The sequence below is a fragment of the Burkholderia dolosa genome, assembly GCF_902499135.1.
GTDB classification, from domain to species: domain Bacteria; phylum Pseudomonadota; class Gammaproteobacteria; order Burkholderiales; family Burkholderiaceae; genus Burkholderia; species Burkholderia dolosa.
On record NZ_CABVPR010000010.1, the window covers coordinates 26,902 to 50,778 of the forward strand.

Annotated in this window: 26 protein-coding genes; 8 read left to right on the plus strand and 18 right to left on the minus strand. The window is 65.8% G+C overall.

Annotated features, from left to right (window positions below; translation table 11 throughout):
• Positions 1 to 13 precede the first annotated feature (13 nt).
• The 3 genes from BUB20358_RS06905 to BUB20358_RS06915 all read left to right on the plus strand — a co-directional run bounded on the left by BUB20358_RS06905 (position 14) and on the right by BUB20358_RS06915 (position 2,594).
• On the plus strand, positions 14 to 1,273 hold the full coding sequence (locus tag BUB20358_RS06905; RefSeq protein ID WP_006764836.1) for a M48 family metallopeptidase: 1,260 nt from the start codon (positions 14 to 16) through the stop codon (positions 1,271 to 1,273).
• A complete protein-coding gene (gene rsgA, locus BUB20358_RS06910) occupies positions 1,270 to 2,211 on the plus strand; it encodes a ribosome small subunit-dependent GTPase A (protein WP_006764837.1) in 942 nt (313 codons plus the stop codon). The genes BUB20358_RS06905 and rsgA overlap by 4 nt, the downstream gene beginning before the upstream one ends.
• A gap of 65 nt (positions 2,212 to 2,276) precedes the next feature.
• Positions 2,277 to 2,594 carry a putative signal transducing protein gene (locus BUB20358_RS06915; protein WP_035972810.1) on the plus strand — a complete coding sequence of 106 codons (318 nt, stop codon included), beginning with the start codon at positions 2,277 to 2,279 and terminating at the stop codon, positions 2,592 to 2,594.
• A gap of 84 nt (positions 2,595 to 2,678) precedes the next feature.
• Here BUB20358_RS06915 and BUB20358_RS06920 read toward each other — a convergent pair whose 3' ends face one another.
• From BUB20358_RS06920 to rpsP, 6 genes are all read right to left on the minus strand, one after another.
• A complete protein-coding gene (locus BUB20358_RS06920; protein ID WP_006764839.1) occupies positions 2,679 to 3,617 on the minus strand; it encodes a CobD/CbiB family protein in 939 nt (312 codons plus the stop codon).
• 120 nt (positions 3,618 to 3,737) lie between these two features.
• Complete coding sequence (locus tag BUB20358_RS06925; protein ID WP_035972811.1) at positions 3,738 to 4,424, minus strand: CoA pyrophosphatase; 687 nt, start codon at positions 4,422 to 4,424, stop codon at positions 3,738 to 3,740.
• Positions 4,425 to 4,511: 87 nt separating this feature from the next.
• Positions 4,512 to 4,904 carry a 50S ribosomal protein L19 gene (gene rplS / locus BUB20358_RS06930; protein ID WP_035972812.1) on the minus strand — a complete coding sequence of 131 codons (393 nt, stop codon included), beginning with the start codon at positions 4,902 to 4,904 and terminating at the stop codon, positions 4,512 to 4,514.
• A gap of 133 nt (positions 4,905 to 5,037) precedes the next feature.
• A complete protein-coding gene (trmD, locus tag BUB20358_RS06935) occupies positions 5,038 to 5,832 on the minus strand; it encodes a tRNA (guanosine(37)-N1)-methyltransferase TrmD (RefSeq protein WP_006764842.1) in 795 nt (264 codons plus the stop codon).
• Between the two features lies 1 nt (position 5,833).
• Positions 5,834 to 6,511, minus strand: coding sequence for a ribosome maturation factor RimM (rimM, locus tag BUB20358_RS06940; protein ID WP_035972813.1), 678 nt, complete (start codon positions 6,509 to 6,511; stop codon positions 5,834 to 5,836).
• A 42-nt stretch (positions 6,512 to 6,553) separates the two neighbouring features.
• Positions 6,554 to 6,808 carry a 30S ribosomal protein S16 gene (rpsP, locus tag BUB20358_RS06945; protein WP_006476550.1) on the minus strand — a complete coding sequence of 85 codons (255 nt, stop codon included), beginning with the start codon at positions 6,806 to 6,808 and terminating at the stop codon, positions 6,554 to 6,556.
• A 152-nt stretch (positions 6,809 to 6,960) separates the two neighbouring features.
• Here rpsP and BUB20358_RS06950 point away from each other — a divergent pair, with 152 nt between their 5' ends.
• Both BUB20358_RS06950 and BUB20358_RS06955 read left to right on the plus strand, forming a co-directional pair.
• On the plus strand, positions 6,961 to 8,100 hold the full coding sequence (locus BUB20358_RS06950; RefSeq protein ID WP_006764844.1) for a PQQ-dependent sugar dehydrogenase: 1,140 nt from the start codon (positions 6,961 to 6,963) through the stop codon (positions 8,098 to 8,100).
• Between the two features lie 109 nt (positions 8,101 to 8,209).
• Positions 8,210 to 8,677, plus strand: coding sequence for an NINE protein (locus BUB20358_RS06955; protein ID WP_035972817.1), 468 nt, complete (start codon positions 8,210 to 8,212; stop codon positions 8,675 to 8,677).
• 12 nt (positions 8,678 to 8,689) lie between these two features.
• On the opposite strand, the gene BUB20358_RS06960 is transcribed toward BUB20358_RS06955, so the two are convergent.
• On the minus strand, positions 8,690 to 9,856 hold the full coding sequence (locus tag BUB20358_RS06960) for a PA0069 family radical SAM protein (RefSeq protein ID WP_006764846.1): 1,167 nt from the start codon (positions 9,854 to 9,856) through the stop codon (positions 8,690 to 8,692).
• Positions 9,857 to 9,955: 99 nt separating this feature from the next.
• Positions 9,956 to 10,444 (minus strand): Lrp/AsnC ligand binding domain-containing protein, encoded by a 489-nt coding sequence (locus BUB20358_RS06965; protein ID WP_035972818.1) that lies wholly within the window; start codon positions 10,442 to 10,444, stop codon positions 9,956 to 9,958.
• A gap of 145 nt (positions 10,445 to 10,589) precedes the next feature.
• Here BUB20358_RS06965 and BUB20358_RS06970 point away from each other — a divergent pair, with 145 nt between their 5' ends.
• Positions 10,590 to 11,876, plus strand: a complete 1,287-nt coding sequence (locus tag BUB20358_RS06970; protein ID WP_035972819.1) for a D-amino acid dehydrogenase — start codon at positions 10,590 to 10,592, stop codon at positions 11,874 to 11,876.
• A 469-nt stretch (positions 11,877 to 12,345) separates the two neighbouring features.
• On the opposite strand, the gene BUB20358_RS06975 is transcribed toward BUB20358_RS06970, so the two are convergent.
• From BUB20358_RS06975 to BUB20358_RS06995, 5 genes are all read right to left on the minus strand, one after another.
• A complete protein-coding gene (locus tag BUB20358_RS06975; protein ID WP_006764849.1) occupies positions 12,346 to 13,281 on the minus strand; it encodes an electron transfer flavoprotein subunit alpha/FixB family protein in 936 nt (311 codons plus the stop codon).
• 16 nt (positions 13,282 to 13,297) lie between these two features.
• Positions 13,298 to 14,047 carry an electron transfer flavoprotein subunit beta/FixA family protein gene (locus tag BUB20358_RS06980; protein ID WP_035972821.1) on the minus strand — a complete coding sequence of 250 codons (750 nt, stop codon included), beginning with the start codon at positions 14,045 to 14,047 and terminating at the stop codon, positions 13,298 to 13,300.
• A gap of 229 nt (positions 14,048 to 14,276) precedes the next feature.
• Entirely contained in the window at positions 14,277 to 15,071 is a 795-nt protein-coding gene (locus BUB20358_RS06985; protein ID WP_006764851.1) for a MetQ/NlpA family ABC transporter substrate-binding protein, read from the minus strand.
• A 30-nt stretch (positions 15,072 to 15,101) separates the two neighbouring features.
• Positions 15,102 to 15,755 carry a methionine ABC transporter permease gene (locus BUB20358_RS06990; protein WP_006764852.1) on the minus strand — a complete coding sequence of 218 codons (654 nt, stop codon included), beginning with the start codon at positions 15,753 to 15,755 and terminating at the stop codon, positions 15,102 to 15,104.
• A complete protein-coding gene (locus BUB20358_RS06995) occupies positions 15,745 to 16,779 on the minus strand; it encodes a methionine ABC transporter ATP-binding protein (protein ID WP_035973400.1) in 1,035 nt (344 codons plus the stop codon). Before BUB20358_RS06995 ends, BUB20358_RS06990 begins: the two co-directional genes overlap by 11 nt.
• 216 nt (positions 16,780 to 16,995) lie before the next feature.
• Between BUB20358_RS06995 and BUB20358_RS07000 the strand changes: the two genes are divergently transcribed.
• Positions 16,996 to 17,913, plus strand: a complete 918-nt coding sequence (locus tag BUB20358_RS07000) for an alpha/beta hydrolase (protein ID WP_035972823.1) — start codon at positions 16,996 to 16,998, stop codon at positions 17,911 to 17,913.
• A gap of 20 nt (positions 17,914 to 17,933) precedes the next feature.
• Here BUB20358_RS07000 and BUB20358_RS07005 read toward each other — a convergent pair whose 3' ends face one another.
• The gene (locus BUB20358_RS07005) at positions 17,934 to 18,857 is read right to left on the minus strand and encodes a histone deacetylase family protein (RefSeq protein ID WP_006764855.1); all 924 of its coding nucleotides are present in this window, start codon (positions 18,855 to 18,857) and stop codon (positions 17,934 to 17,936) included.
• A gap of 43 nt (positions 18,858 to 18,900) precedes the next feature.
• Between BUB20358_RS07005 and mltB the strand changes: the two genes are divergently transcribed.
• Positions 18,901 to 20,238, plus strand: a complete 1,338-nt coding sequence (mltB, locus tag BUB20358_RS07010; protein WP_006764856.1) for a lytic murein transglycosylase B — start codon at positions 18,901 to 18,903, stop codon at positions 20,236 to 20,238.
• 85 nt (positions 20,239 to 20,323) lie between these two features.
• Here mltB and cysM read toward each other — a convergent pair whose 3' ends face one another.
• The 4 genes from cysM to rfaE1 all read right to left on the minus strand — a co-directional run bounded on the left by cysM (position 20,324) and on the right by rfaE1 (position 23,871).
• Positions 20,324 to 21,226, minus strand: coding sequence for a cysteine synthase CysM (gene cysM / locus BUB20358_RS07015; RefSeq protein WP_006764857.1), 903 nt, complete (start codon positions 21,224 to 21,226; stop codon positions 20,324 to 20,326).
• A gap of 218 nt (positions 21,227 to 21,444) precedes the next feature.
• Positions 21,445 to 21,792 (minus strand): ComEA family DNA-binding protein, encoded by a 348-nt coding sequence (locus BUB20358_RS07020; protein WP_006764858.1) that lies wholly within the window; start codon positions 21,790 to 21,792, stop codon positions 21,445 to 21,447.
• Positions 21,793 to 21,864: 72 nt separating this feature from the next.
• Entirely contained in the window at positions 21,865 to 22,857 is a 993-nt protein-coding gene (rfaD, locus tag BUB20358_RS07025) for an ADP-glyceromanno-heptose 6-epimerase (protein WP_006764859.1), read from the minus strand.
• Between the two features lie 63 nt (positions 22,858 to 22,920).
• Complete coding sequence (gene rfaE1, locus BUB20358_RS07030; RefSeq protein ID WP_052688707.1) at positions 22,921 to 23,871, minus strand: D-glycero-beta-D-manno-heptose-7-phosphate kinase; 951 nt, start codon at positions 23,869 to 23,871, stop codon at positions 22,921 to 22,923.
• Positions 23,872 to 23,877: the final 6 nt, after the last annotated feature.

Consider the following 23,877-nt stretch of genomic DNA (forward strand, 5'->3'; position numbering starts at 1 on the left):
TTTGGCGCCTTCGATGTCACCCTTTTCGTTCACCCTGCTGTTCGCGCTGGCCGTGCTGGCGATGGTCGTCACCAAGCTGTGGCTCGCGTCGCGGCAGATCCGCTTCGTCGCCGCACATCGCGACAGCGTGCCCGCGCAGTTCAGCGCCACCATCCCGTTGACCGCGCATCAACGTGCGGCCGACTACACGGTCGAGCGCACGCGGCTGACGATGCTCGAGATCGTCGTCAGCGCGGCCGTGCTGATCGGCCTCACGCTGCTCGGCGGCGTCGGCGCACTCGACACGCTGCTGGCCGGCTGGTTCGGCCGCGGCTACGGCCAGCAGGTCGCGCTGGTCGCCGCGGTGCTCGCGATCACCGGCGCGATCGATCTGCCGTTCGAGTATTACCGGCAGTTCGGGATCGAACAGCGCTTCGGCTTCAACCGGATGACCCAGCGGCTGTTCTTCACCGACATGCTGAAAAACACGTTGCTCGGCGCCGCGCTCGGCCTGCCGCTGCTGTTCGTCGTGCTGTGGCTGATGAACCAGGCGGGCAGCCTGTGGTGGCTGTGGGCGTGGATCGTCTGGGTCGCGTTCCAGATGCTCGTGCTGCTGATCTACCCGACCTTCATCGCGCCGATCTTCAACAAGTTCGAACCGCTGACCGACGACGCACTGCGCTCGCGCATCGAGTCGCTGATGAAACGCTGCGGCTTCGCCGCGAAAGGGCTGTTCGTGATGGACGGCAGCCGCCGCTCCGCGCACGGCAATGCGTACTTCACGGGCTTCGGCGCATCGAAGCGGATCGTGTTCTTCGATACGCTGCTCGCCCGGCTGTCCGGCCAGGAAATCGAGGCCGTGCTCGCGCACGAACTCGGTCACTTCAAGCGTCGTCACGTGCTCAAGCGGATGCTCGTGTCCTTCGTGCTGAGCCTCGCGCTGCTCGCGCTGCTCGGCTGGCTCGCGCAGCGCACGTGGTTCTATACGGGGCTCGGCGTCACGCCGTCGCTCGATGCGAGCAACGCGGGCGTCGCGCTCGTGCTGTTCTTCCTCGCGATTCCGGTATTCCTGTTCTTCGCGACGCCGTTCAGCAGCCTCACGTCGCGCAAGCACGAGTTCGAGGCCGACGCGTTCGCCGCCAGCCAGACCGACGCGCAGGACCTCGTCAGCGCGCTCGTGAAGCTGTACGAGGACAACGCGTCGACGCTGACGCCCGACCCGGTCTACACCGCGTTCTATTACTCGCATCCGCCGGCGTCGCAGCGGATCGATCGCCTGCTGCAGCACGCATGAGCCGCCCGACCTCCCGCAAGCCGGCCGCGCGCGCATCCGCCGCCGAGCGCGCCGAAGGGCGCGTGATCGCCGCGCACGGACGCCACTACATCGTCGCGCCGGACGACGGCGGCCCGATGCTGCAATGTTTTCCGCGCGGCAAGAAGAGCGACGTCGCGGTCGGCGACCGCGTCGCGTACGAGCGCACGTCGGCCGACCAGGGCGTGATCGTCGAAATCGGCGAGCGGCGCAATCTGCTGTACCGCTCCGACCAGTTCAAGTCGAAGCTGTTCGCCGCGAACCTCGATCAGTTGCTGATCGTTCTCGCGACCGAGCCGTATTTCAGCGAGGATCTGCTCGGGCGCGCGCTGATCGCCGCCGAGGCGAACGAACTGAAGCCGCTCGTCGTGCTGAACAAGACCGACGTCGAAGCCGCGCTGCCGGTCGCACGCGAGCGCCTCGCGCCGTACCGCGCGCTCGGCTACGACGTGCTCGAGCTGTCGGTGAAGGGGGCGCCCGACGATGCGCGTGCGCAGCTGATGCCGCACCTCGCCGGACATTCGACCATCCTGCTCGGTCAGTCGGGGATGGGCAAATCGACGCTCGTGAACCTGCTCGTGCCCGATGCCGAAGCCGCGACGCGCGAGATCTCGGCCGCGCTCAACAGCGGACGCCACACGACGACGTTCACGCGCCTGTATCCGCTGCACGGCGGCGGCGCGCTGATCGATTCCCCGGGCTTCCAGGAGTTCGGGCTCTATCACCTGACCGAAGGCCGCCTCGAGCGTGCGTTCCCGGAGTTCCGTCCGCTGCTCGCGCACTGCCGTTTCTATAACTGCCATCATCTGCACGAGCCGGGCTGCGCGATCCTCGAGGCCGTCGCCGACGGCCGCATCGCGCCGTCGCGCCATGCGTTGTATGCGCAACTCGTGCACGAGGCGAGCCAGGTCGTCCGCTGACAGCGGCACCCACGCCGCAGTCCGCCGCGACAGTGCGCGGCGGACGTTCACCGACAGGAGCCGCGATGCGTTTCAAGGCACCCGATCTCGCGACCGCACAGCATTGGGCCAACCTGCTTCGCGCAGCGGGCATCGGCTGCGAGCTGCACAACTGCTACGCAACCGGCGCGCTCGGCGGCCTGCCGGCCGACGTATGTACGCCCGAACTGTGGCTCGACGACGAACGCGACGATGCACTCGCGCGCCGGCTGCTCGATGCCGCGATGCGCGGTCCGTCGGCCGATGCCGCGCGCTGGCGCTGCCGGCAATGCGGCGAGGTGCTCGAAGCGCAGTTCACCGCATGCTGGCAGTGCGGCGCCGTGCGCGATCCGCTCGACGACTGAGCAACGGCAATCGTGCGACCGCGCACAGCAGAAAGGCCGGCTTGGCGCCGGCCTTTGCATTTCGTCGCGCTCCGCGAAGCGCCGTCACGACACCCACACGGCCAATGTCAGCATCAGCAGCAGGATCATCCACAGGATCACCGCTCGCCATACGAGGCCGACTGCCGACTGAAGCGTGCGCGGCGTGCAGTCGTCCCCGACCGTCAGCGGCCCGCTGTCGCCGACCGCCAGCGCGTCGAGGCTCGACGGCTCCGCGAGCGGCCCGGCCAGCCGCGCACCGAGCGCGCCGCTACCCGCCGCGAGCAGCACGCCGTCGTTCGGGTCCGGCCATTGGCGCGTGTGATTGCGCCACGCGTAGATCGCATCCTCGAAGTTACCGACGATCGCGAAGCCGAGCGCGGTGAGCCGCGTCGGAATCCAGTCGATCACGAAGAACGCGCGCTGCGCGAACGTCGAGAATGCGGCCGTGCGGTCGTCGGCCGGCGTCGACCAGCTGCGCGCCAGATATTCGGAGATCCGGTACAGCACGGCGCCGGCCGGACCGATCGGCAGCACGTACCAGAAGAACACGCCGAACACGTGACGATGCGACGCGACGACTGCATGAATCAGCGTATGCCGAACGATCTCGCCGACCGGCATGTCGACGGTGTCGAGCCCGGTCCATTCATGCAGGATTTCACGCGCGCGCGGCACGTCGTCGTTGTTGAGCGCGAGATGGATGTCGGTGAAGTAATGGCTGAACTGGCGAAAGCCGAGCGTGAAGTAGACGACGGCGACGTTCCACAGGAACGCGAGCACGAAGCTCACCTTGTACAGCAGGAAATAGATCAGCGCGACGATCAGCACCCACGGCAACACGACTGCGAGCCACGCGAGGATGCCGTGCTTCTGCTTGCCGGCGTCGAGACCATGCGCGACGGTTTCCGCGTGAAACTGGAACAGCGCAAATACCGGATTGCTCGGCGACAACGCGCGGACCTGTTCGATGATGAGGGCGAGAAGAACCGAAAAGAAAGTCATGCGTGGCGCCGTCTTCGGAGTTATGTCATTTTTCGCGTAACGATAGCACAGCGTAAGCCACGCATGGCCGCCGGTGCGGCCTGCGCACGGGCGGCCACGCGTGTCGGCCGGAACGTGCGCCTACCCGGCCGCCAAAAAGCGATACAGATTGCGCAACATGCCGGCAGTTGCGCCCCAGATGAAGTAATGGCCGCCCGCTTCGCCGTTCGGATAAGGCATCGCAAAAAAACGACGCTCGCCGCCGTCCCAGCGGAACACGCGGACCTGATGATTCGCGGGATCCATCAGGAACGCGAGCGGCACCTCGAAAATCTCCGCGACTTCGAACGTATCGGCCTGCACGGTAAATGGCGGATGCACGAGGCCGACCACCGGCGTCACGCAAAAACCGGTGCCCGTCAGATAGTCGGGCAGCGCGCCGAGGATCTCGACGCGCTCGGCGGCCAGTCCGATTTCTTCGTTCGCTTCGCGCAGCGCGGTCGCGGTCGCATCGCGGTCGAACGGTTCGCGCCGGCCGCCGGGGAAACTGACCTGGCCGGCATGGTCGTTCAAGTGATCGGCACGCTGCGTCAGCAGCACGGTCAGGCCCGTGTCGCGTACGATCAGCGGCACGAGCACCGCCGCGCTACGCGGATCGACGCCGTCCTGCAACCGGGTCTCGCTCGGCTCGACGCTCCATTCGAGCGTGCGCGCGAAGCGTTCGCGCAAACCGTGCGGCGTGAGCAGATGGCGCTCGATGGTCGGCAGGCCGGCGCCGGTGCCTTCGACCGGCAGCACTTCGGGATCGATGATGGGGCGGCGATTCAATGGGGCTCTCGGATTCGTATCGTGTCGAGCATATTGTCGCGCCAGAATGAAAAAAGCACCCGGATGGGTGCTTTTTCCTTACAGCTCTTACTCTTGGGAAGCTGCGGCGGTGCGATCCTTCGACACCAGCTTTTCCTTGATTCGAGCCGACTTGCCCGAACGCTCGCGCAGGTAGTACAGCTTCGCGCGACGCACGTCGCCGCGGCGCTTCACGACGATGCTCGCCAGCAGCGGCGAGTAGGTCTGGAACGTACGCTCGACGCCTTCGCCCGACGAAATCTTGCGGACGATGAAGTTCGAGTTCAGACCACGGTTGCGCTTCGCGATCACGACGCCTTCGTAAGCCTGAACGCGCTTGCGGTTACCTTCAACCACGTTCACGTTCACGATCACCGTGTCGCCCGGGGCGAATTCGGGGATCGTCTTGCCTGCGAGCGCGCGCTCGATCTCTTCCTGCTCAAGTTTTGCGATCAGATTCATCACTGACTCCTAAAGCCATCGTGTCGGCGTTTGTGCCCGCCTGCTTCCAGGCTCGGCCCCGATAGAGGATGGATTCACATCAGGCGCCGTGCACGCATGCACGACACCGCCATTTCCCGCCCGCGACGCCGCCTCAGGAGGCGTCCTTCGCTTCGCGTGCGAGGTTCGCAAGCCATGCCTCGTCGGCACGGCTCAGCAACTTTTCGCGGCGCGCTCGGACGATCAGGTCCGGCCGCTTCCGCAACGTATTGCGCAGCGCTTCCTGCCGCCGCCACCGCTCGATCTCGGCATGATGCCCGCCGAGCAGAACGTCCGGCACGCGCATGCCCTCGTATTCCTCGGGGCGCGTGTAGTGCGGACAATCGAGCAGCCCGTCGACGAAACTGTCCTGCACCGCCGACTGCGCATCGTTCAGCACGCCCGGCAGCAGGCGCACGACCGCATCCATCAGCGCCATCGCGGGCAACTCGCCGCCCGACAGCACGAAGTCGCCGAGGCTGATTTCCTCGTCGACGCAACGATCGAGCAAACGCTGATCGATCGCTTCGTAACGACCGCACAGTACGACGACGCCCGGTTCCTGCGCCATTTGCTTCACGCGCTCATGCGTAAGCGGCGCGCCTTGCGGCGACATCATCACGACGCGCGTGTTCGCGATGCCCTGCTCCGCCTGCGCCGCCTTCGCGGCACCGATCGCGGCTTCGAGCGGCTTGGCCAGCATCACCATGCCCGGACCGCCACCGTACGGACGATCGTCGACCGTGCGATAGTTGTCCGTCGTGAAATCACGCGGATTCCAGGTGCGCAGACCGAAACGCCCTTGCTTGACAGCCCGGCTGGTGATGCCCCAGTCGGTCAGTGCGCGGAACATTTCGGGAAAGAGCGTGACGACATCGAACTGCACCGCGCTCTCCGTGACCTGGTTCATTTCAGTAATCGGCTTCCCAGTCGACGACGATGCGACGCGCCGCCCGATCCACCGTTTTGACGTACACGCCGACGAACGGAATCAGCCGTTCGGCGGTGCCCGGCCGACCATCCTTGCCGATCGCCGGATACTCGACACGCATGATCGAATGCGCGCCGTTGTCGATCATCCCGATCACCTGCCCGAGCGCCACCGATTGTTGGTTGACGACATCGAGGCCGATCAGGTCGACCCAGTAGAATTCGTCCGCGGCCAATGCCGGGAAGTCTTCCCGGCGCACGAACACGCGAAAGCCGCGTAAAGCCAGTGCGGCATCGCGGTCGCTGACACCCGCGGGTTGCGCGACGACCGTGTCGCCGTGCGTTTTCGACTGCACGAGGCGGGCAGAAAGCCGCTCCGCACCTCGTTCCAGCCACCAGCGGCGCGCGTTGAGCAGTGCATCGCCGCCGCGACCGGCGTCGGCATGCGCAGCCACCTTGATCCAGCCTTTCAGGCCGTACGCATCGACCACCGCTCCGACCTCGACCGCGTCGTCGGGCCAGGCCTGCACCGCTTCGAGACCACCTTGTTCGGCGGTTGCACCGGCGTTCGCGCCAGTGTCGCGTTCGACCGGCTTGCGGACGAATGCGCCGAACGACGCTCGCCCGCGCCTTGCGTTACCGGAATCGTGACCCGCCATCAATGCACCTCACAGCCGGCACGACCGGCACACCGCGCCATGTCAGGCAGCCGGTTGCGCCTTCTGCGCTTCTTTCACGAGACGCTGGACGGTCGGCGACAGCTGCGCGCCGACACCTTGCCAGTACGTCAGGCGATCCTGAGCGATACGCAGCGATTCGCCCTTCGTGGCGACCGGGTTGTAGAAGCCGACGCGCTCGATGAAGCGGCCGTCACGACGGTTGCGCGAATCGGTAGCGACGATGTTGTAGAACGGGCGCTTCTTCGAGCCGCCGCGAGCCAGACGGATGATAACCATATGAAATCCTTCGGGAAAACCGGGTTCGAAACTACAGAAACGTGCGATTATAGCCGGAAACCGAAGGTACAACAAACACTTACGCGCAAAAATTCGGCGGGTGACATCGGTGCAGGCATACAATCGGACTGTTCACGACGCTCGCCGCCGCCATGCCGATATTTCGCGCCACCCTCGTGCGCCGCGTCCGACCCCGTATCGCAGGCCTGCTTGCCGGCCTCGCCTGTCTCGCATCGGCGCCGACCGACGCTGAGCCGCTGCCGGTCAATGAACTCGTCGCACCGGCCGGCTTCCGCGTCGAGGTACTGACCGACGCGGTGCCCACCGCGCGCGAAATGGCATGGTCGCCGCGCGGCATCCTGTACGTCGGCACACGCGAAGGGCGCGTCCATGCGCTTGTGATGCGCGAGGGCCGGATCACTGCCCGGTATGTGGTCGCGTCGGGGCTCGACATGCCTGTCGGCGTCGCCTACCGTGACGGCGCACTCTATATCTCTGCGGTGTCGCGCATTCTGCGCATCGACCGCGTCGACGAACGGCTCGCGAAGCCGCCGACGCCGGCGATCGTGACCGACGCGCTGCCGACTCAACGTAACCACGGCTGGAAATTCATCGCGTTCGGGCCCGACGGCAAACTGTACGTCCCGATCGGCGCGCCGTGCAACGTATGCATGCCCGATCGCGACCGCTATGCAATCATCGCCCGCATGAACGCCGACGGCAGCGGCCGGGAAGTGTTCGCGCGAGGCGTCCGCAATACCGTCGGCTTCGCGTGGCACCCCGAGTCGCATGAGCTGTGGTTCACCGACAACGGGCGCGACATGATGGGCGACGACGTGCCGGACGACAAACTGAATCGCGCGCCGCGCGCGGGCCTCGACTTCGGCTTTCCTTATTGCCATGGCGGCGATACGCCGGACCCGGAATTCGGCAGCGCCGGCGTGTGCGCCCGCTACCAGCCGCCCGTGCTGAAACTCGGCGCGCACGTCGCAGCGCTCGGGATGCGTTTCTATACGGGCTCGATGTTCCCCGCTTCGTACCGCAACAACGTGTTCATTGCCGAGCATGGGTCGTGGAATCGCAGCACGAAGGTCGGCTATCGCGTGATGCGCGTGGTCGTATCGACGGACGGCACCCACGCACGCCAGACCCCGTTCGTCACCGGCTGGCTGCGCGCCGACGGCACGGTCTGGGGCCGCCCCGCCGACGTGCTGCCGTTGCCGGACGGCTCGCTGTTGATCAGCGACGACTACGCGGGCGCGATCTACCGCGTGACCTATGCGGCACCTTGACGCAGGTCGTGGATGACCGGCCCGGATTACGCATCGTAGAATGCGTGCCGGGCCGCGCGCCCGCGCCGGCTTGCCGGCCGCTCATGTCAACGACAATACGCCGCCATCCATGTCCAGCAGCACCGCACCGTCCCGCCGCTTCCGCTCCAAGACGCTCACCGCCGCCCTTGCGTTCCTGCTCGGGTCGCTCGGTGCACACCGCTTCTATCTGTACGGTTTTCGTGACGTGTACGGCTGGGCGCATCTGCTCGCGACGATCGTCGGCATCCCGGGCTTCCTTCTGCTCGCCGCGACGCAACGCAGCGCCGCCCTGGGCTGGTGGCTCGCGGTGCCCGGCGCGATCTCGCTGCTCGCGGCGTTCCTTGCCGCGCTCGTCTACGGATTGCGCCCCGACGACAAATGGGATGCGCAATTCAATGCCGATACCGGCAAGCGCAGCCGCTCCGGTTGGACGGTGATCTTCGTCGTGATCTTCTCGTTGCTGATCGGCGCGTTCCTGCTGATGACCGCGCTCGCGCTGTCGTTCCAGACGTATTTCGAATCGCAGGTTGAAGCGGCGAAGCAGATTTCTCAGTAATCGACGCAACGGTCAGAACAGGCTGAGCTGCAGGTCGTCGCGCGACTTCGCACGAGCGGCGCCGGCGGCAACCTGCGGCGCGGCGCTGCTCACGGCCAGCGCACCGCGAAACCTCGACAGGTCCAGGATGCCGTTCGTACGCTCGTTCAGCCCCAGACGCTTGACCGCCTGACGGAACCGCTGCCGCAACAAGTCGGCCCAGATTCCCTCTCCTTTCATCCGCTTCGAGAAATCCGAGTCGTAGTCTTTCCCGCCGCGCATGTCGCGCACGCGGTTCATCACGCGCTCGGCCCGATCCGGAAAATGCGCGGCAAGCCAATTCTTGAACAGCGGCGCGACCTCCCACGGCAGCCGCAGGATGATGTAGCTCGCATGGGTCGCACCGGCTTCCGCGCAGGCTTCGAGCACGCGCTCCATGTCGGGCTCGGTGACGAACGGGATCATCGGCGCAATGCTGACACCGACCGGCACGCCCGCGTCGCGCAGCGCACGAATCGTGCGCAGCCGACGCGCCGGCGTCGCCGCACGCGGCTCGAGCGTGCGGGCGAGCTCGGCATCCAGCGTCGTGATCGTGACGGCCGCCATCACCTGCCCGCGCTCGGCCATCGGTGCAAGCAGGTCGAGATCGCGCTCGATCAGCGACGATTTCGTGATCGCGGCGAACGGCAGACCATGATCGTGCATGACCTGGATCACGCTGCGCGTGATACGCAGATCGCGCTCGACCGGCTGATACGCATCGGTATTGACGCCGAGCGCGATCGGCTCCGGCACGTAGCGCTTGCGTGAAATCTCGCGCTCGAGCAGTTCGGCCGCATTGACCTTCGCGTAGATGCGACTCTCGAAATCGAGCCCGGGCGACAGGCCGAGATAGCTGTGCGTCGGCCGCGCGAAGCAGTAGATGCAGCCGTGCTCGCAGCCGCGATAAGGATTGAGCGATACGCTGAACGGGATGTCCGGCGATTGATTGCGCGTGAGGATGCTCTTCGCGCGCTCCTCGAACACCTGCGTGCGCAGCGGCGCAGGCAGATCGCCATCGTCGGACTCGTGCGTCCAGCCGTCGTCGACCGCTTCGCGCAGCGCCGTCTCGTATCGCCCTTGCAGATTGTCGACCGCGCCGCGCCCCTTGCGGGGCGCGGGCGGTGCTATCGGAAATTCGTCGTCGGCCCGACCGTTCATTTGCGCACCCGTTCGCTCGCTCCAATACTGTACATTTATACAGTATTGGAGCGAGCATGCCAAGCGCGGGATTAGGGGCGCGATAGCGCGCCGGTGCGATCATTCGCCGACCGAGATCGTCAGCGTCTCCTTGATTTCTTCCATCACGACATAGCTTTTCGACTGCACGGCGCCCGGCAGCTGCAGCAGGATGTCGCCGAGCAGTTTCCGGTAGTCGGCCATCTCGCCGATCCGCGCCTTGATCAGGTAGTCGAAGTCTCCGGACACGAGATGGCATTCGAGCACCTCGTCGATCTTCATCACTTCGCGGCGGAACTGCTCGAACATGTTGCCGCCCTTGTGCCCGAGCGTGATCTCGACGAACACGAGCAGCGCCGCGCCGAGCTGGCTCGGATCGACGCGCGCATGATAGCCGGTGATCACGCCGTCGCGCTCCATGCGCCGCACGCGCTCGATGCACGGCGTCACGGTCAGCCCGACCTGTTCGGCGAGGTCCTTCATCGCCATCCGGCCGTCGTCCTGAAGCAGCTTGAGAATGCGCCGATCGAGCTTGTCGAGCGTGCGCACGGGCTGGCGTTGCGTTCTCATTGGTTTATGCTGAAAAGCTAAAAAATACGATAACAAAACCTGCACATTCGACAATACCATAGCGCAAAAAACTAGATCAGCTAGAGGTTACACGGAGCCGCGGGTGCGCCCGGCCTCGATCTGATTCCTTCGATCTGGAGCAGCTATGCGAGTCGTCGTTCTGGGCAGCGGTGTGGTGGGCGTGGCAAGCGCGTATTACCTCGCGCGCGCCGGTCATGAAGTCACGGTGATCGACCGGGAAGCCGGTCCGGCGCTCGAGACGAGCTTCGCAAACGCCGGCCAGATCTCGCCCGGCTATGCAGCACCGTGGGCAGCGCCCGGCGTTCCGCTGAAGGCCGTCAAATGGATGTTCGAGAAGCATGCGCCGCTCGCGATCCGGCTCGACGGCACGCGCTTCCAGCTCGAATGGATGTGGCAGATGCTGCGCAACTGCACGGCCGATCGCTATGCGGTGAACAAAGGCCGGATGGTGCGTCTGGCGGAATACAGCCGCGATTGCCTGCAGGCGCTGCGTGCCGACACCGGCATCCAGTACGAAGGCCGCACCGGCGGCACGCTGCAGCTGTTCCGCACGCAGCAGCAGCTCGACGGCGCGGCAAAGGACATCGCCGTGCTGCGCGACGCGAACGTGCCGTTCGAACTGCTGTCGCCGGCAGAGCTGAAGAACGCCGAGCCGGCGCTCGCCGCCGTGTCGCACAAGCTGACCGGCGGGCTGCGCCTGCCGGGCGACGAAACCGGCGACTGCCAGCTGTTCACGACGCGCCTCGCGGCGCTCGCCGAAGCGCTCGGCGTCAAGTTCCGCTACAACACGCCGATCGATGCGCTCGCGATCGCCGGCGGCAAGATCGCCGGCGTGCAGTGCGGCAGCGAGACCGTGCGTGCGGACGCGTACGTCGTCGCGCTCGGCTCGTACTCGACGCGTCTCGTCGCGAACCTGATGAAGATCCCGGTCTATCCGCTGAAGGGCTATTCGATCACCGCGCCGATCGTCAACGAAGCGGCCGCGCCGGTGTCGACGGTGCTCGACGAAACGTACAAGATCGCGATCACGCGTTTCGATCAGCGTATCCGCGTCGGCGGGATGGCGGAAATCGTCGGTTTCGACAAGCGTCTGCGCGCGGCGCGCCGCGAAACGCTCGAAATGTGCGTAAACGATCTGTTCCCCGGCGGCGGCGATACGTCGAAGGCAACGTTCTGGACGGGCCTGCGCCCGATGACGCCGGACGGCACGCCGATCGTCGGGCGCACGCCGGTGTCGAACCTGTTCCTGAATACCGGTCACGGCACGCTCGGCTGGACGATGTCGTGCGGTTCGGGCCAGTTGCTCGCCGATCTGATCTCGGGCAAGAAGCCGGCGATCCAGGCCGACGATCTGTCGGTGCACCGCTATCTGAAGGATGTCGCGGGCCAGACGCGCCCCGCGTACGCGTAAATCGCGACGGCCGCGTGGCGGCCCGACCGTACGAAAGAAAAAGCGCCCTTCGCGGGCGCTTTTTCGTTTTATCGGATCGTGCGGCCGTTACACGGAGATGGCGGCCGTTGTCAGCCGCCTTCGCCAAAGCGGCGGAACGCGCCTGCCAAACGCCGCGTTACGCTCACGATGCCGCACTTCGAACTGCTCACGCTGCAGTCACCTTCGACGTCAGCGGCGCAAGCGCTTCGTCGCGAAATTTCGCGGACTCGTCGTGCGCTGCTGCCCAGTCTCGTAACCGGGCTTCGTCGAAGCGAAGCAACTATGCTACGGCGTCGATGTCCGAGCGTTCCTTCGGCACGAACGGCACATCGTTAATCTACGCGATGTCGATGTAACTGACGGCCGTCGCCTTCGGCTGACGACATAAAAAAGGGGCGCTCGTCGCGCCCCTCGTTCAGCGTACTTGCCGCCGATGCATCACGCTGCGTCAACCGAGTTCGGCGACGAGCTCCGGCACGAGCGTGAACAGATCGCCGACGAGGCCGTAATCGGCCACGCTGAAGATCGGCGCTTCCGGATCCTTGTTGATCGCGACGATCACCTTCGAGTCCTTCATCCCGGCCAGATGCTGGATCGCGCCGGAGATGCCGACCGCGATGTACAACTGCGGCGCGACGATCTTGCCGGTCTGGCCGACCTGATAGTCGTTCGGCACATAGCCGGCGTCGACTGCCGCACGCGATGCGCCGAGCGCCGCCGACAGCTTGTCGGCCAGCGGCTCCAGCACCTTCGTGTAGTTTTCGCCGCTGCCCAGACCGCGGCCGCCCGACACGATGATGTTCGCCGACGTCAGTTCCGGACGGTCGAGCTTCGTCACTTCGCGGCTCACGAATTGCGACACGCCCGCATCTGCCGCCGCTTCGATCTTGTCGATCGCCGCACTGCCGCCTTCCGCCGCGACCGCGTCGAAGCCGGTCGCGCGCACCGTGATCACCTTGATCGGATCGCTCGACTGCACGGTCGCGATCGCGTTGCCCGCATAGATCGGACGCTCGAACGTGTCGGCCGAATCGACCGCCGTGATGTCGGAGATCTGCGCGACGTCGAGCTTCGCCGCGATGCGCGGCGCGATGTTCTTGCCGTAAGCGGTAGCCGGCGCGAGGATGTGCGAGTAATCCTTCGCGACGTTCAGCACGGTCGCTTCGACGTTTTCCGCGAGGCCTTCGGCCAGTTGCGGCGCGTCGGCGAGCAGCACCTTCGAGACGCCTGCGATCTTTGCCGCCGCATCGGCCGCCGCCTGCGCGTTGTGACCGGCAACCAGCACGTGAACGTCACCGCCGATCTTCTGCGCCGCCGCCACCGTGTTCAGCGTCGCGGCCTTGATCGACGCGTTGTCGTGTTCTGCAATTACCAGAATCGTCATTTCTTTCCGCTCCCTGTTACAGCACCTTGGCTTCGGTCTTCAGCTTCTCGACCAGCGTCTTCACGTCCGGCACCTTCACGCCGGCCGCACGCTTCGGCGGCTCGACGACCTTCAGCGTCTTCATGCGCGGCGCGACGTCCACGCCGAGGTCTTCCGGCTTCAACGTTTCGAGCGGCTTCTTCTTCGCCTTCATGATGTTCGGCAGCGTCACGTAGCGCGGCTCGTTCAGGCGCAGGTCGGTCGTGACCACCGCCGGCAGCTTCAGCGACAGCGTTTCCGCGCCGCCGTCGACTTCGCGTGCGACCGTCGCCTTGCCGTCGGCGATCGTCACCTTCGACGCAAACGTCGCCTGCGGGAGGCCGGCGAGCGCAGCGAGCATCTGGCCCGTCTGGTTCGAGTCGTCGTCGATTGCCTGCTTGCCGAGGATCACGAGCTGCGGCTGCTCCTTGTCGACCAGCGCCTTCAGAATCTTCGCGACGGCGAGCGGCTCGACGCTGTCGTTCGATTCGACGAGGATCGCGCGATCGGCGCCGATCGCGAGCGCCGTACGCAGCGTTTCCTGCGCCTGCGCGACGCCGATCGACACGGCCACCACTTCGGTCGCGACGCCGGCTTCCTTCAGGCGCACCGCTTCTTCCACGGCGATTTCGTCGAACGGGTTCATCGACATCTTCACGTTCGCGATGTCGACGCCCGTGTTGTCCGATTTCACGCGGACCTTCACGTTGTAATCGACCACTCTTTTCACTGGCACCAGGATTTTCATGCACACGCTCCAAAGTTACGAATACGACCACAGGCCATTTTATAGCCAGGCCTCATGACTGCGCGGCCAAGCGGGCCAATCCATCGCGGCTATCGAGGATAGCGCTCCTCCGCGGCGCGCCGGCAATAGCGAACGGTCGTTCTATTTTAAAAGAGAAAAAACCCCGACGCAAAGCCCGGGGTTTCGATCATCGCCTCTAATCACCGTCGGGCACATCGCGTCGCGTGAATTACCACGCGGCAATGACTGCGCCGCCGAACTTGCCGTCGATGAACTGCTTTACCTCCGGCGAATGGTACGCAGCGACGAGCTTCGCGACCCACGGCTTGTTGCGGTCCGATTCGCGAATCGCGATGACGTTCGCATACGGGCCGTCCGCGCTTTCGATCGCGATCGCGTCCTGTTTCGGTTTCAACCCTGCTTCCATCGCGTAGTTCGTGTTGATCGCGGCCGCATCGACGTCGCCGAGCGAGCGCGGAATCTGCGCCGCATCGAGCTCGACGATCTTCAGCTTCCGCGGATTGTCGACGATGTCGAGCGGCGTCGCCTTCAGCCCCGCATCCGCGCGCAGCTTCAGCACGCGCTGCTTCTGCAGCAACAGCAGCGCGCGGCCGCCGTTGGTCGGATCGTTCGGAATCGCGACACGTGCGCCGGGCTTCAGCTCGGCCAGCGACTTCACGCGCTTCGAATAGATGCCCATCGGAAACGTGACGGTGTCGGCGACCTTGATCAGCTTGTAGCCGCGATCCTTCACCTGCGCCTGCAGATACGGATCGTGCTGGTAGCTGTTCGCATCGAGATCGCCGGCTGCGAGCGCGGCATTCGGCTGCACGTAGTCGGAGAACTCGACGATGCGGATGTCGACGCCGCTCTTCGCCGCGACTTTCTTCACCACTTCCATGATCTGCGCGTGCGGGCCGCCCGTCACGCCGACCTTGATCGTCTCGGCCTGCGCGTGCGCACCGGCGAACAGCGCCGCTGCGCCGAGCGCGGCCGCGAATTTCAGCATCGAGCGTCGTTGCATCGTCTTCTCCCCTAATGAATGAATGTCGTTTTACTTGTGGCTCAGCCGGCGCACGAGCCAGTCGCCGAACGATTGCACGACCTGCACGAACACGATCAGGATCGCGACGACGGTCCACATCACTTCCGGCAGATAGCGCTGGTAGCCGTAGCGGATGCCGAGGTCGCCGAGCCCGCCGCCGCCGATCGCGCCCGCCATCGCCGAATAGCCGACGAGCGACACGAACGTGATCGTGAGCCCCGCGACGATGCCCGGCAGCGATTCGGGCAGCAGCACCTTGAAGACGATCTGCGACGTCGTCGCGCCCATCGACTGCGCAGCCTCGATCAGCCCGCGGTCGACTTCGCGCAATGCCGTCTCGACGAGTCGCGCGATGAACGGCGCGGCGGCGAGCGTCAGCGGCACGACTGCGGCGGCCGTGCCGATCGACGAACCGGTGACGAGCCGCGTAAACGGAATCACCGCGACGAGCAGGATGATGAACGGCGTCGAGCGCACCGCGTTCACGATCCCGCCGAGCGCGCGGTTCACCGCCAGGTTCTGCAATACGCCCTGGCGGTCGGTCAGATACAACAGCACGCCGAGCGGCAGGCCGACGAGCGCGCCGACCGCCCCGGAGATGCCGACCATGATCAGCGTCTCCCAGAACGACTGCACGAACATATCGAACATCTCACTCAACATACGACAGCTCCTCCACCACCACGCCTTGCTCGCGCAGGAACGCGAGCGCCTGCCCGACCTTGCCCGGTTCGCCGCCCGCGAGTACCGCGAGCGAACCGAACGCCTGTCCCTGGATCTCGTCGATCTGCCCGTGCAGGATGTTGAAGTCGAGCTCGTACCGGCGGATCGTCTCGGACAGGATCGGCTGGTCGACGCCGGAGCCGGTGAACGCGAGCCGCAGCAGATGGCCGCTGCCCGTCTTCAACCGCTCGGCGACGCGCGCCTTCAGCGCGGGCGGCAGTTCCTGCGCGATCACGTCGCCGATCAGCGCGCGCGTCACTTCGTGATGCGGCTGCAGGAATACGTCGATCACGCGGCCTTCCTCGACCACGCGGCCGGCGTCGAGCACGGCAACCCGGTCGCACACCTGCTTGATCACTTCCATCTGATGCGTGATCAGCACGATCGTGAGGCCCAGTTCGCGGTTGATGCGCTTGAGCAGATCGAGGATCGAGCGGGTCGTTTCGGGATCGAGCGCCGACGTCGCCTCATCCGACAACAGCACCTTCGGCTTGCTCGCGAGCGCACGCGCGATGCCGACGCGCTGCTTCTGGCCGCCGCTGATCTGCGCCGGATAGCGGTCCTTCTGCGCGGACAACCCGACGAGATCGAGCAGCGGCAGCACGGCCGCCTCGATGTCCGCGCGGCTTGCGCCGGCCAGTTCGAGCGGCAGCGCGACGTTGTCGAACACCGTGCGCGACGACAGCAGGTTGAAGTGCTGGAAGATCATGCCGATTTCGCGGCGCGCCTCGCGCAGCGCATTGGCCGGCAGCAGCGTGAGATCGCGCCCGCCGACGACGACGTTCCCTTCGGTCGGCCGCGTGAGCAGGTTGATGGTGCGCACGAGCGTGCTCTTGCCGGCGCCGCTTCGGCCGATGATGCCGAACACCTCGCCCTGCGGAATCGTCAGATTGACGTTGTGCAATGCGTCGACCCAGCCGCTCGGGCCGGGGAAACGTTGCGACAGATTGCGTAATTCGATCATGTAAACAAAACGGCGGCCGCTGGCGAGCAGGCCCGCCAATCGGCCGCCGATGCATCTGGAATAGCCGGCGATTTTACCGCAAACCCCTCATTCCCCTTAATAATCGATTTCGATCTTTTCATAACTGCGCGAAATTAGAGGAGTGCCGCCGCGACGCGTTTCCGGCCCGCGACTATGATCGCGGAACACCGGGATGAGCGAATGGAGACACGTGAGATGAGCGCCCCCACCACGACGGCAGCGGCGGCGGCCGACGCCGCGTCGGCATCGTCGCCGGCAGCGCCGCTGACGGGCCTGCTGCGCACCGCGGACGGCCTCGAGCTGGCGTCGTATCGCTGGCCGGCCGGCGATCGCACGACGCCGCCGCGCGCGACGGTCGCGCTCTTGCACGGACTCGCGGAGCACGCGGGCCGCTATGCGGCGCTCGCGGCGCGGCTGAATGCGGCGGACATCGAATTGCTCGCGATCGATCTGCGCGGGCACGGCCGCTCGCCCGGCAAGCGCGCGTGGATCGAGCGCTTCGACGATTATCTGTACGATGCCGACACGCTCGTCGCCGAAGCCGCGCGCGCCGATACGCCGCTGTTTCTGATGGGTCACAGCATGGGCGGCGCCGTCGCCGCGCTGTACGCGATCGAACGCGCGCCGACGCTCGGCCGTGCGCTGACGGGCCTCGTGCTGTCGAGCCCGGCGCTCGCGCCGGGGCGAGACGTGCCGCGCTGGATGCTCGCGCTGAGCCGCTTCATCAGCCGCGCATGGCCGACCTTTCCGGCGATCAGAATCGACGCGGCGCTGCTGTCGCGCGATCCGGCCGTCGTCGCGGACAATCGCGCCGATCCGCTCGTGCATCATCGCGCGGTTCCCGCGCGCACCGGTGCCGAGATCCTCGATGCGATGGCGCGCATCGAACGCGGTCGCGGCGCGCTGCGCGTACCGGTGCTCGTCTATCACGGCACCGCCGACAAGCTCACCGAACCGGACGGCAGTCGCGCGTTCGGCGCGCATGTCGGCTCGCCGGACCGGACGCTGACGCTGTACGACGGCGGCTTCCACGAGACGATGAACGATATCGAGCGCGATCGCGTGATCGGCGCGCTGATCGACTGGATTCACGCACGCGCGCCGGCACGCTGACGCACGGGTCGCGAATCGCGTCAGATGCCGGCCAGCACGCGCAGATGCGCGACGACGCTGCGCCCGAGCGCGGACAGGTTGTAGCCGCCCTCGAGGCAGCTCACGATGCGGCCGTGCGCATGACGGCGCGCGACGTCGACGATCTGTGCGGTCAGCCACTCGAAGTCCGCTTCGACGAGGCCGAGGTTGCCGATATCATCCTCGCGATGCGCGTCGAAGCCGGCCGATACGAACAGCATCTGCGGCTTGAACGCATCGAGACGCGGCAGCCAGAACATGTCGACCGCTTCGCGGATCGCCATCCCGTTGCTGCGCGCCGGCATTGGCAGGTTCACCATGTTCGGCGCCTGGTGGTCGACGCCCGAGAACGGGTACAGCGGGTGCTGAAAGAAGCTGCACATCAGCACCCGCTCGTCGTTCGCGAACGCGGCCTCGGTGCCATTGCCGTGATGGACGTCGAAATCGACGATCGCGACGCGCTCGAGACCGTGCACGTCGAGCGCGTGCCGCGCGGCAATCGCGACGTTGTTGAAAAAACAGAAACCCATCGCGCGGGCGGGCTCCGCGTGGTGGCCGGGCGGACGGACGCTGCAGAACGCGTTCGCGTAGCGGCCTTCGATCACCGCGTCGGTTGCCGCGACGGCGGCGCCGGCCGCACGCAGCGCGGCGCGCCACGTGTCGCGGTTCATCATCGTGTCGGGATCGATCTCGACGTGGCCGTCGACGGGCGTCATGGAACGGATGTAGTCGATGTGCGCCTGCGTGTGCACGCGGCCAAGCGCGACTTCACTCGCGAACGGCGCGGTCTCGTGCACGATCAGGTCGTCGATGCGGCTCGCGATCAGCTGATCCTGGATCGCCGACAGCCGGGCCGGGCATTCCGGATGCCACTCCCCCATCTCGTGCAGCATGCAGTCGGGGTGCGTATAGAAGGCGGTTGCCATAAGGTGTCATCCGCGACGCAACGGGCGCCGCAGGTCTCCATCAATGATGTCCATCGTCTGCCGCGAATTCGCCGCTAACTTACCACAACGCAGCGGCGGTTCGGCTCGGCGCGCCGGATGCGTCGGGTATACTGCGCCGAACACAATCGCCCTGCCCGCCCGCCTCGACATGAATTCCCGCAAGCCCGCCGCCGTTCCCTTCGCGCTGTTCCGCGTTCGTGTTCCGCTCGTCGTCGCCGCCGTCGCCGCCATGCTGTGCGCAGCACCGGCCGGCGCTCAAACGCAGCGCGCCAAGGCCGCCGGTACGCTGGTTGCGCAGGCCCAGCCGCAGCAGCCGGCACCGCAGGGCCAGGTGTTCGAAGAGGAAATCGTTCCGCAGCGCTATGCGAACAACGCGAACGTCGATGCCTTCATCGACGAGATGGTGAGCCGCAACGGCTTCGATTCCGCGAGCCTGCACGCGCTGTTCTCGCGCGTCAGCTATTCGGCGACCGCAGTCAAGCTCGTGAAACCGGCGCCGACGCCGTCGGTCAAGAACTGGCGCGTCTATCGCTCGCGCTTCATCGAGCCGATCCGCATCAACGCGGGCGTGAAATTCTGGAAGGCGAACCAGGCGACGCTGCAGCGCGCGTCTGCGGAATTCGGCGTGCCGCCGGAGGTGATCGTCGGCATCATCGGCGTCGAGACGATCTACGGCCGCTACATGGGCAACTTCCGCGTGCTCGACGCGCTGACGACGCTGACGTTCGACTATCCGGATACGCCGAATCGCGACAGCCGCCAGGCGACGTTCCGCAAGAACCTCGAGGATTTCCTCGTGTGGACGCGCGACAACCAGCTCGATCCGACGACGGTGCTCGGTTCGTACACGGGCGCGATCGGCATCCCGCAATTCCTGCCGAGCAGCATCCGCGAGTACGCGGTCGACTATGACGGCACCGGCCATGTCGATCTGCGCAGCAGCGCCGCCGATGCGATCGGCAGCGTCGCGAACTACCTGAAGCAGCACGGCTGGGAAACCGACCGCCCGGTGGTCTGGCGAATCACGCCGGACACCGGCAGCCTCGGCATCGCGCAGGCGGCGGCCGACGGTCAGCCGGAGCCGCACTGGGCGCTGTCGCAGCTGCTGCGTGCGGGCATGACGCTCGACGAACCGACGGTCAACATCACGACCGAAGCGGGTACGCCGGTCACCGTCGTCGATCTGCCATCGCCGGGGCGTGCGACCGAATACATGCTCGGGCTGAAGAATTTCTACGTGCTGACGCGCTACAACCGCAGCTTCTTCTACGCGCTCGCCGTGTATCAGCTCGGCGAGGCCGTGAAAGCGCAGATGGAAGCGAACGGCGCGCTGACGCCTGCGGCAGCGGACGATCAATAAACGCCCGCGCAGCCGGCACGAGCACGGTTCGCATCAACGAAAAGCGCCGCAAATGCGGCGCTTTTTCATTTCTGCGGACGCGTGATCAGGCCGGAAACACGCCGGTCGACAGATAGCGGTCACCGCGATCGCAGACGATGAACACGATCGTCGCGTTCTCGACCTGGCGCGCGATGCGCAGCGCGACTTCGCATGCACCGCCGGAAGAAATACCCGCGAAGATCCCTTCGACCGATGCAAGCCGGCGCGCCATCGTTTCCGACGCAGCCTGGCTCACGTTCTCGACACGATCGACACGGCTGCGATCGAAAATCGTCGGCATGTATGCTTCCGGCCACTTGCGGATGCCGGGAATGCGCGAGCCGTCCTCGGGTTGCGCGCCGATGATTTCGATTGCCGCGTTCTGCTCCTTCAGATAGCGCGACGTGCCCATGATCGTGCCCGTCGTGCCCATCGCCGACACGAAGTGCGTGACGCGCCCTTCGGTGTCGCGCCAGATCTCCGGGCCGGTTCCTTCGTAATGCGCGATGGGATTGTCCGGATTCGCGAACTGGTCGAGGATCACGCCCTTGCCTTCGCGCTGCATCTGGTCCGCGAGGTCGCGCGCCAGCTCCATGCCGCCCTTCACGGGCGTCAGTATGATTTCGGCGCCATATGCGGCCATGCTCTGGCGCCGCTCGACCGACAGGTCTTCCGGCATGATCAGCACCATCTTGTAGCCGCGGATCGCCGCAGCCATCGCAAGCGCGATGCCCGTATTGCCGCTCGTCGCCTCGATCAGCGTATCGCCCGGCTTGATGCGGCCACGCGCCTCGGCCTTGCTGATCATCGACAGCGCCGGACGATCCTTCACCGAACCGGCCGGATTGTTGCCTTCCAGCTTCGCCAGCACCACGTTGTTGCGTGCGCGAATCTCGTCGTCCGGCAGGCGGACCAGTTGCACGAGCGGCGTGTTGCCGATCGTGTCTTCGATAGTTTTGTAAGCCATGGAGATACCGTGAGTGCGAGGCCGATCAATCGATCGATTGTAAACCAGCACGAAGTGGCGCGCCGGCAACCCCATTGAAGCGACGGAATAGCCGCACTTCACCGCTCGCCTCCGATGCACGCACGCGCCGACGCGCACGTCACGCAAAAAACCCGCGGCATGCCGCGGGAAGCCGTCATGACGACGGCACCTGAAGGAGAGCTAGGTCCTGTCGAGCGTTATTTCTGCGCAGTGCGTGCGGGTGCGGCGGCGGATTTCGCTGCGGCCGGCGCGGCCGCCGGTTTGCCTGCGGCGGCGCCCGAACCGGCAGCGCCGATCGTCAGCCCTTCCTGCTGGAGGCGCGCAACCGTATGACCGCCCATTCCCTTCACGCGCGATGCGAGATCGTCGGCATTCTTGAACGGACCGCGCGCGCCGCGCTCGTCGAGAATCGCCTTCGCGCGCGCCGGGCCGATGCCCTTGATGCCGACGAGCGCATCCTCGTTGGCCGTATTGACGTCGACGGCCGCCCAGGCCGACGCGACCGCGCCGAGCATGACCGCTGCGGCAAACCATTTCCTGATCATTGCTGGATCTCCGATGAAAGCGGCCGGCGGCTGCCGACCGTGAGACCCAGTCTATCGATCCGGCGCGTGCGCTTAAACCTGGCCGGACAGCCAACGTACGTAACGGTCGACACCTTGCTGCACGGTCAGGAACGGCGCATCGTAGCCGGCCGCGCGCAGCTTCGTCTGATCGGCCTGCGTGAAGCACTGGTACTTGCCGCGCAGCGCGTCGGGGAACGGCACGTATTCGATCAGCCCCTGCTCGACCTGCTGCGCGAGCGTGAGCGGCGGCAGGTTGTCGAGCGCGCGCAGCGTATTGACGACGGTCGACGCAATGTCGTTGAACGGCTGCGCGCGGCCGGTGCCGAGATTGAAGATGCCCGACTTCTCCGGATGATCGAAGAAGAACAGGTTCACCTTCGCGACGTCCTCGACCGACACGAAGTCGCGCGTCTGCTCGCCCGGCGCGTAGCCGTTGTACTCGCCGAACAGCTTCACCTTGCCTTCGGCGCGGAACTGGTTGAAGTTGTGGAACGCGACCGACGCCATGCGCCCCTTGTGCGTCTCGCGCGGGCCGTACACGTTGAAATAGCGAAAGCCCGCGATCTGGCTCTGCGCGCTCGGCAGCACGCGACGGATCACCTGGTCGAACAGGAACTTCGAATAGCCGTACACGTTCAGCGGCGCCTCGACGTCGCGCTCCTCGACGAAGCGCGTCGAGCCGCCGTAGATCGCAGCCGACGACGCGTACAGGAACTGTGCACGCTGCGCGAGACAGGCGTCGAGCACCGCGCGGCTGTAGCGGAAGTTGTTGTCCATCATGTAGCGGCCGTCGGTTTCCATCGTGTCCGAACAGGCGCCTTCGTGGAACACCGCGCGCACGTTGCCGAAGTCGCCGCGCGCGAAGCGTTCGACGAATTCGGTCTTGTCGAGATAGTCGTCGATCTCGCAATCGACGAGATTCTTGAATTTATCCGCGCGCGTCAGGTTGTCGACCGCGATGATGCGCGTCTCGCCGCGCTCGTTGAGCGCCTTGACGATGTTCGCGCCGATAAAACCGGCTGCGCCGGTGACGATGATGGTCATGGTCGTCCTGCCTGAAAAATGCGAGGCATCGATACGGCGCGTACGTCGCGCCGCCGAATGCGCTCAGTGAAACAGTTCGTCGTAGTCCACGGTGGCCGTGCCGAGCTTGCCAACCACGATGCCCGCCGCGCGGTTCGCGAGCACGACCGCATCGACGAGCGGCACGCCTGCGCCGAGCATCGTCGCGACCGTCGCGATCACCGTGTCGCCCGCGCCCGACACGTCGAACACCTCGCGAGCGAGCGCGGGCGCGTGCAGTTCGCCGGTCGACGAAAAGAGCGTCATTCCCTCTTCCGAACGCGTGAGCAGCAACGCGTCGATGTCGAGCTCCGCGCGCAGCTTCGCAACGCGAGCACGCAAGTCGTCTTCCGATTTCCACTGTCCGACGACTTCGCGCAGCTCCGCGCGGTTCGGCGTGATCAGCGACGCGCCGCGATAGCGCGCCCAGTCGTCGCCTTTCGGGTCGACGAGCACCGGCTTGCCGGCCGCGCGCGCCTTCTCGATCATCGTCGTCACGTGCGTGAGGCCGCCCTTTGCGTAATCCGACATCAGCACGACGTCATGCTGCGGCAGCAGCGCGTCGAAACGCGCGAGGCCGGCGAGCAGCACCTCGTGCGTCGGCGTCGACTCGAAATCGACGCGCAGCAGCTGTTGCTGGCGCGCGAGCACGCGCAGCTTGATCGTCGTCGGCAACGCCGGATCGCGCTCCAGATGAGCCGTCACGCCGCTGCTGCCGAGCAGCTCGACGATCCGCTCGCCAGGCTCGTCGCAGCCGACGACGCACAGCAAGCCGGCCTGCGCGCCGAGCGTCACCGCATTGCGCGCGACGTTCGCCGCGCCGCCGAGCCGCTCTTCATGACGCTGCACGTGCACGACAGGCACCGGCGCCTCCGGAGAAATGCGTTCGACGTTGCCGAACCAGTAACGGTCGAGCATCACGTCGCCGACGACGAGCACGCGCGAGCGCGCGAGCTGCGCGCGCGGCACCGGAACGACTTCGCGGAGCGTATTCATCGTGTG

Coding starts and splice junctions, on each gene's coding strand:
- BUB20358_RS06905 (WP_006764836.1), top strand. CDS start 14: ATGTCACCCTTTTCGTTCACCCTGCTGTTCGCGCTGGCCGTGCTGGCG.
- rsgA (WP_006764837.1), top strand. CDS start 1,270: ATGAGCCGCCCGACCTCCCGCAAGCCGGCCGCGCGCGCATCCGCCGCC.
- BUB20358_RS06915 (WP_035972810.1), top strand. CDS start 2,277: ATGCGTTTCAAGGCACCCGATCTCGCGACCGCACAGCATTGGGCCAAC.
- BUB20358_RS06920 (WP_006764839.1), bottom strand. CDS start 3,617: ATGACTTTCTTTTCGGTTCTTCTCGCCCTCATCATCGAACAGGTCCGC.
- rplS (WP_035972812.1), bottom strand. CDS start 4,904: ATGAATCTGATCGCAAAACTTGAGCAGGAAGAGATCGAGCGCGCGCTC.
- trmD (WP_006764842.1), bottom strand. CDS start 5,832: ATGAACCAGGTCACGGAGAGCGCGGTGCAGTTCGATGTCGTCACGCTC.
- rimM (WP_035972813.1), bottom strand. CDS start 6,511: ATGGCGGGTCACGATTCCGGTAACGCAAGGCGCGGGCGAGCGTCGTTC.
- rpsP (WP_006476550.1), bottom strand. CDS start 6,808: ATGGTTATCATCCGTCTGGCTCGCGGCGGCTCGAAGAAGCGCCCGTTC.
- BUB20358_RS06950 (WP_006764844.1), top strand. CDS start 6,961: ATGCCGATATTTCGCGCCACCCTCGTGCGCCGCGTCCGACCCCGTATC.
- BUB20358_RS06955 (WP_035972817.1), top strand. CDS start 8,210: ATGTCCAGCAGCACCGCACCGTCCCGCCGCTTCCGCTCCAAGACGCTC.
- BUB20358_RS06960 (WP_006764846.1), bottom strand. CDS start 9,856: ATGAACGGTCGGGCCGACGACGAATTTCCGATAGCACCGCCCGCGCCC.
- BUB20358_RS06965 (WP_035972818.1), bottom strand. CDS start 10,444: ATGAGAACGCAACGCCAGCCCGTGCGCACGCTCGACAAGCTCGATCGG.
- BUB20358_RS06970 (WP_035972819.1), top strand. CDS start 10,590: ATGCGAGTCGTCGTTCTGGGCAGCGGTGTGGTGGGCGTGGCAAGCGCG.
- BUB20358_RS06975 (WP_006764849.1), bottom strand. CDS start 13,281: ATGACGATTCTGGTAATTGCAGAACACGACAACGCGTCGATCAAGGCC.
- BUB20358_RS06980 (WP_035972821.1), bottom strand. CDS start 14,047: ATGAAAATCCTGGTGCCAGTGAAAAGAGTGGTCGATTACAACGTGAAG.
- BUB20358_RS06985 (WP_006764851.1), bottom strand. CDS start 15,071: ATGCAACGACGCTCGATGCTGAAATTCGCGGCCGCGCTCGGCGCAGCG.
- BUB20358_RS06990 (WP_006764852.1), bottom strand. CDS start 15,755: ATGTTGAGTGAGATGTTCGATATGTTCGTGCAGTCGTTCTGGGAGACG.
- BUB20358_RS06995 (WP_035973400.1), bottom strand. CDS start 16,779: ATGATCGAATTACGCAATCTGTCGCAACGTTTCCCCGGCCCGAGCGGC.
- BUB20358_RS07000 (WP_035972823.1), top strand. CDS start 16,996: ATGAGCGCCCCCACCACGACGGCAGCGGCGGCGGCCGACGCCGCGTCG.
- BUB20358_RS07005 (WP_006764855.1), bottom strand. CDS start 18,857: ATGGCAACCGCCTTCTATACGCACCCCGACTGCATGCTGCACGAGATG.
- mltB (WP_006764856.1), top strand. CDS start 18,901: ATGATGTCCATCGTCTGCCGCGAATTCGCCGCTAACTTACCACAACGC.
- cysM (WP_006764857.1), bottom strand. CDS start 21,226: ATGGCTTACAAAACTATCGAAGACACGATCGGCAACACGCCGCTCGTG.
- BUB20358_RS07020 (WP_006764858.1), bottom strand. CDS start 21,792: ATGATCAGGAAATGGTTTGCCGCAGCGGTCATGCTCGGCGCGGTCGCG.
- rfaD (WP_006764859.1), bottom strand. CDS start 22,857: ATGACCATCATCGTCACCGGCGCAGCCGGTTTTATCGGCGCGAACATC.
- rfaE1 (WP_052688707.1), bottom strand. CDS start 23,871: ATGAATACGCTCCGCGAAGTCGTTCCGGTGCCGCGCGCGCAGCTCGCG.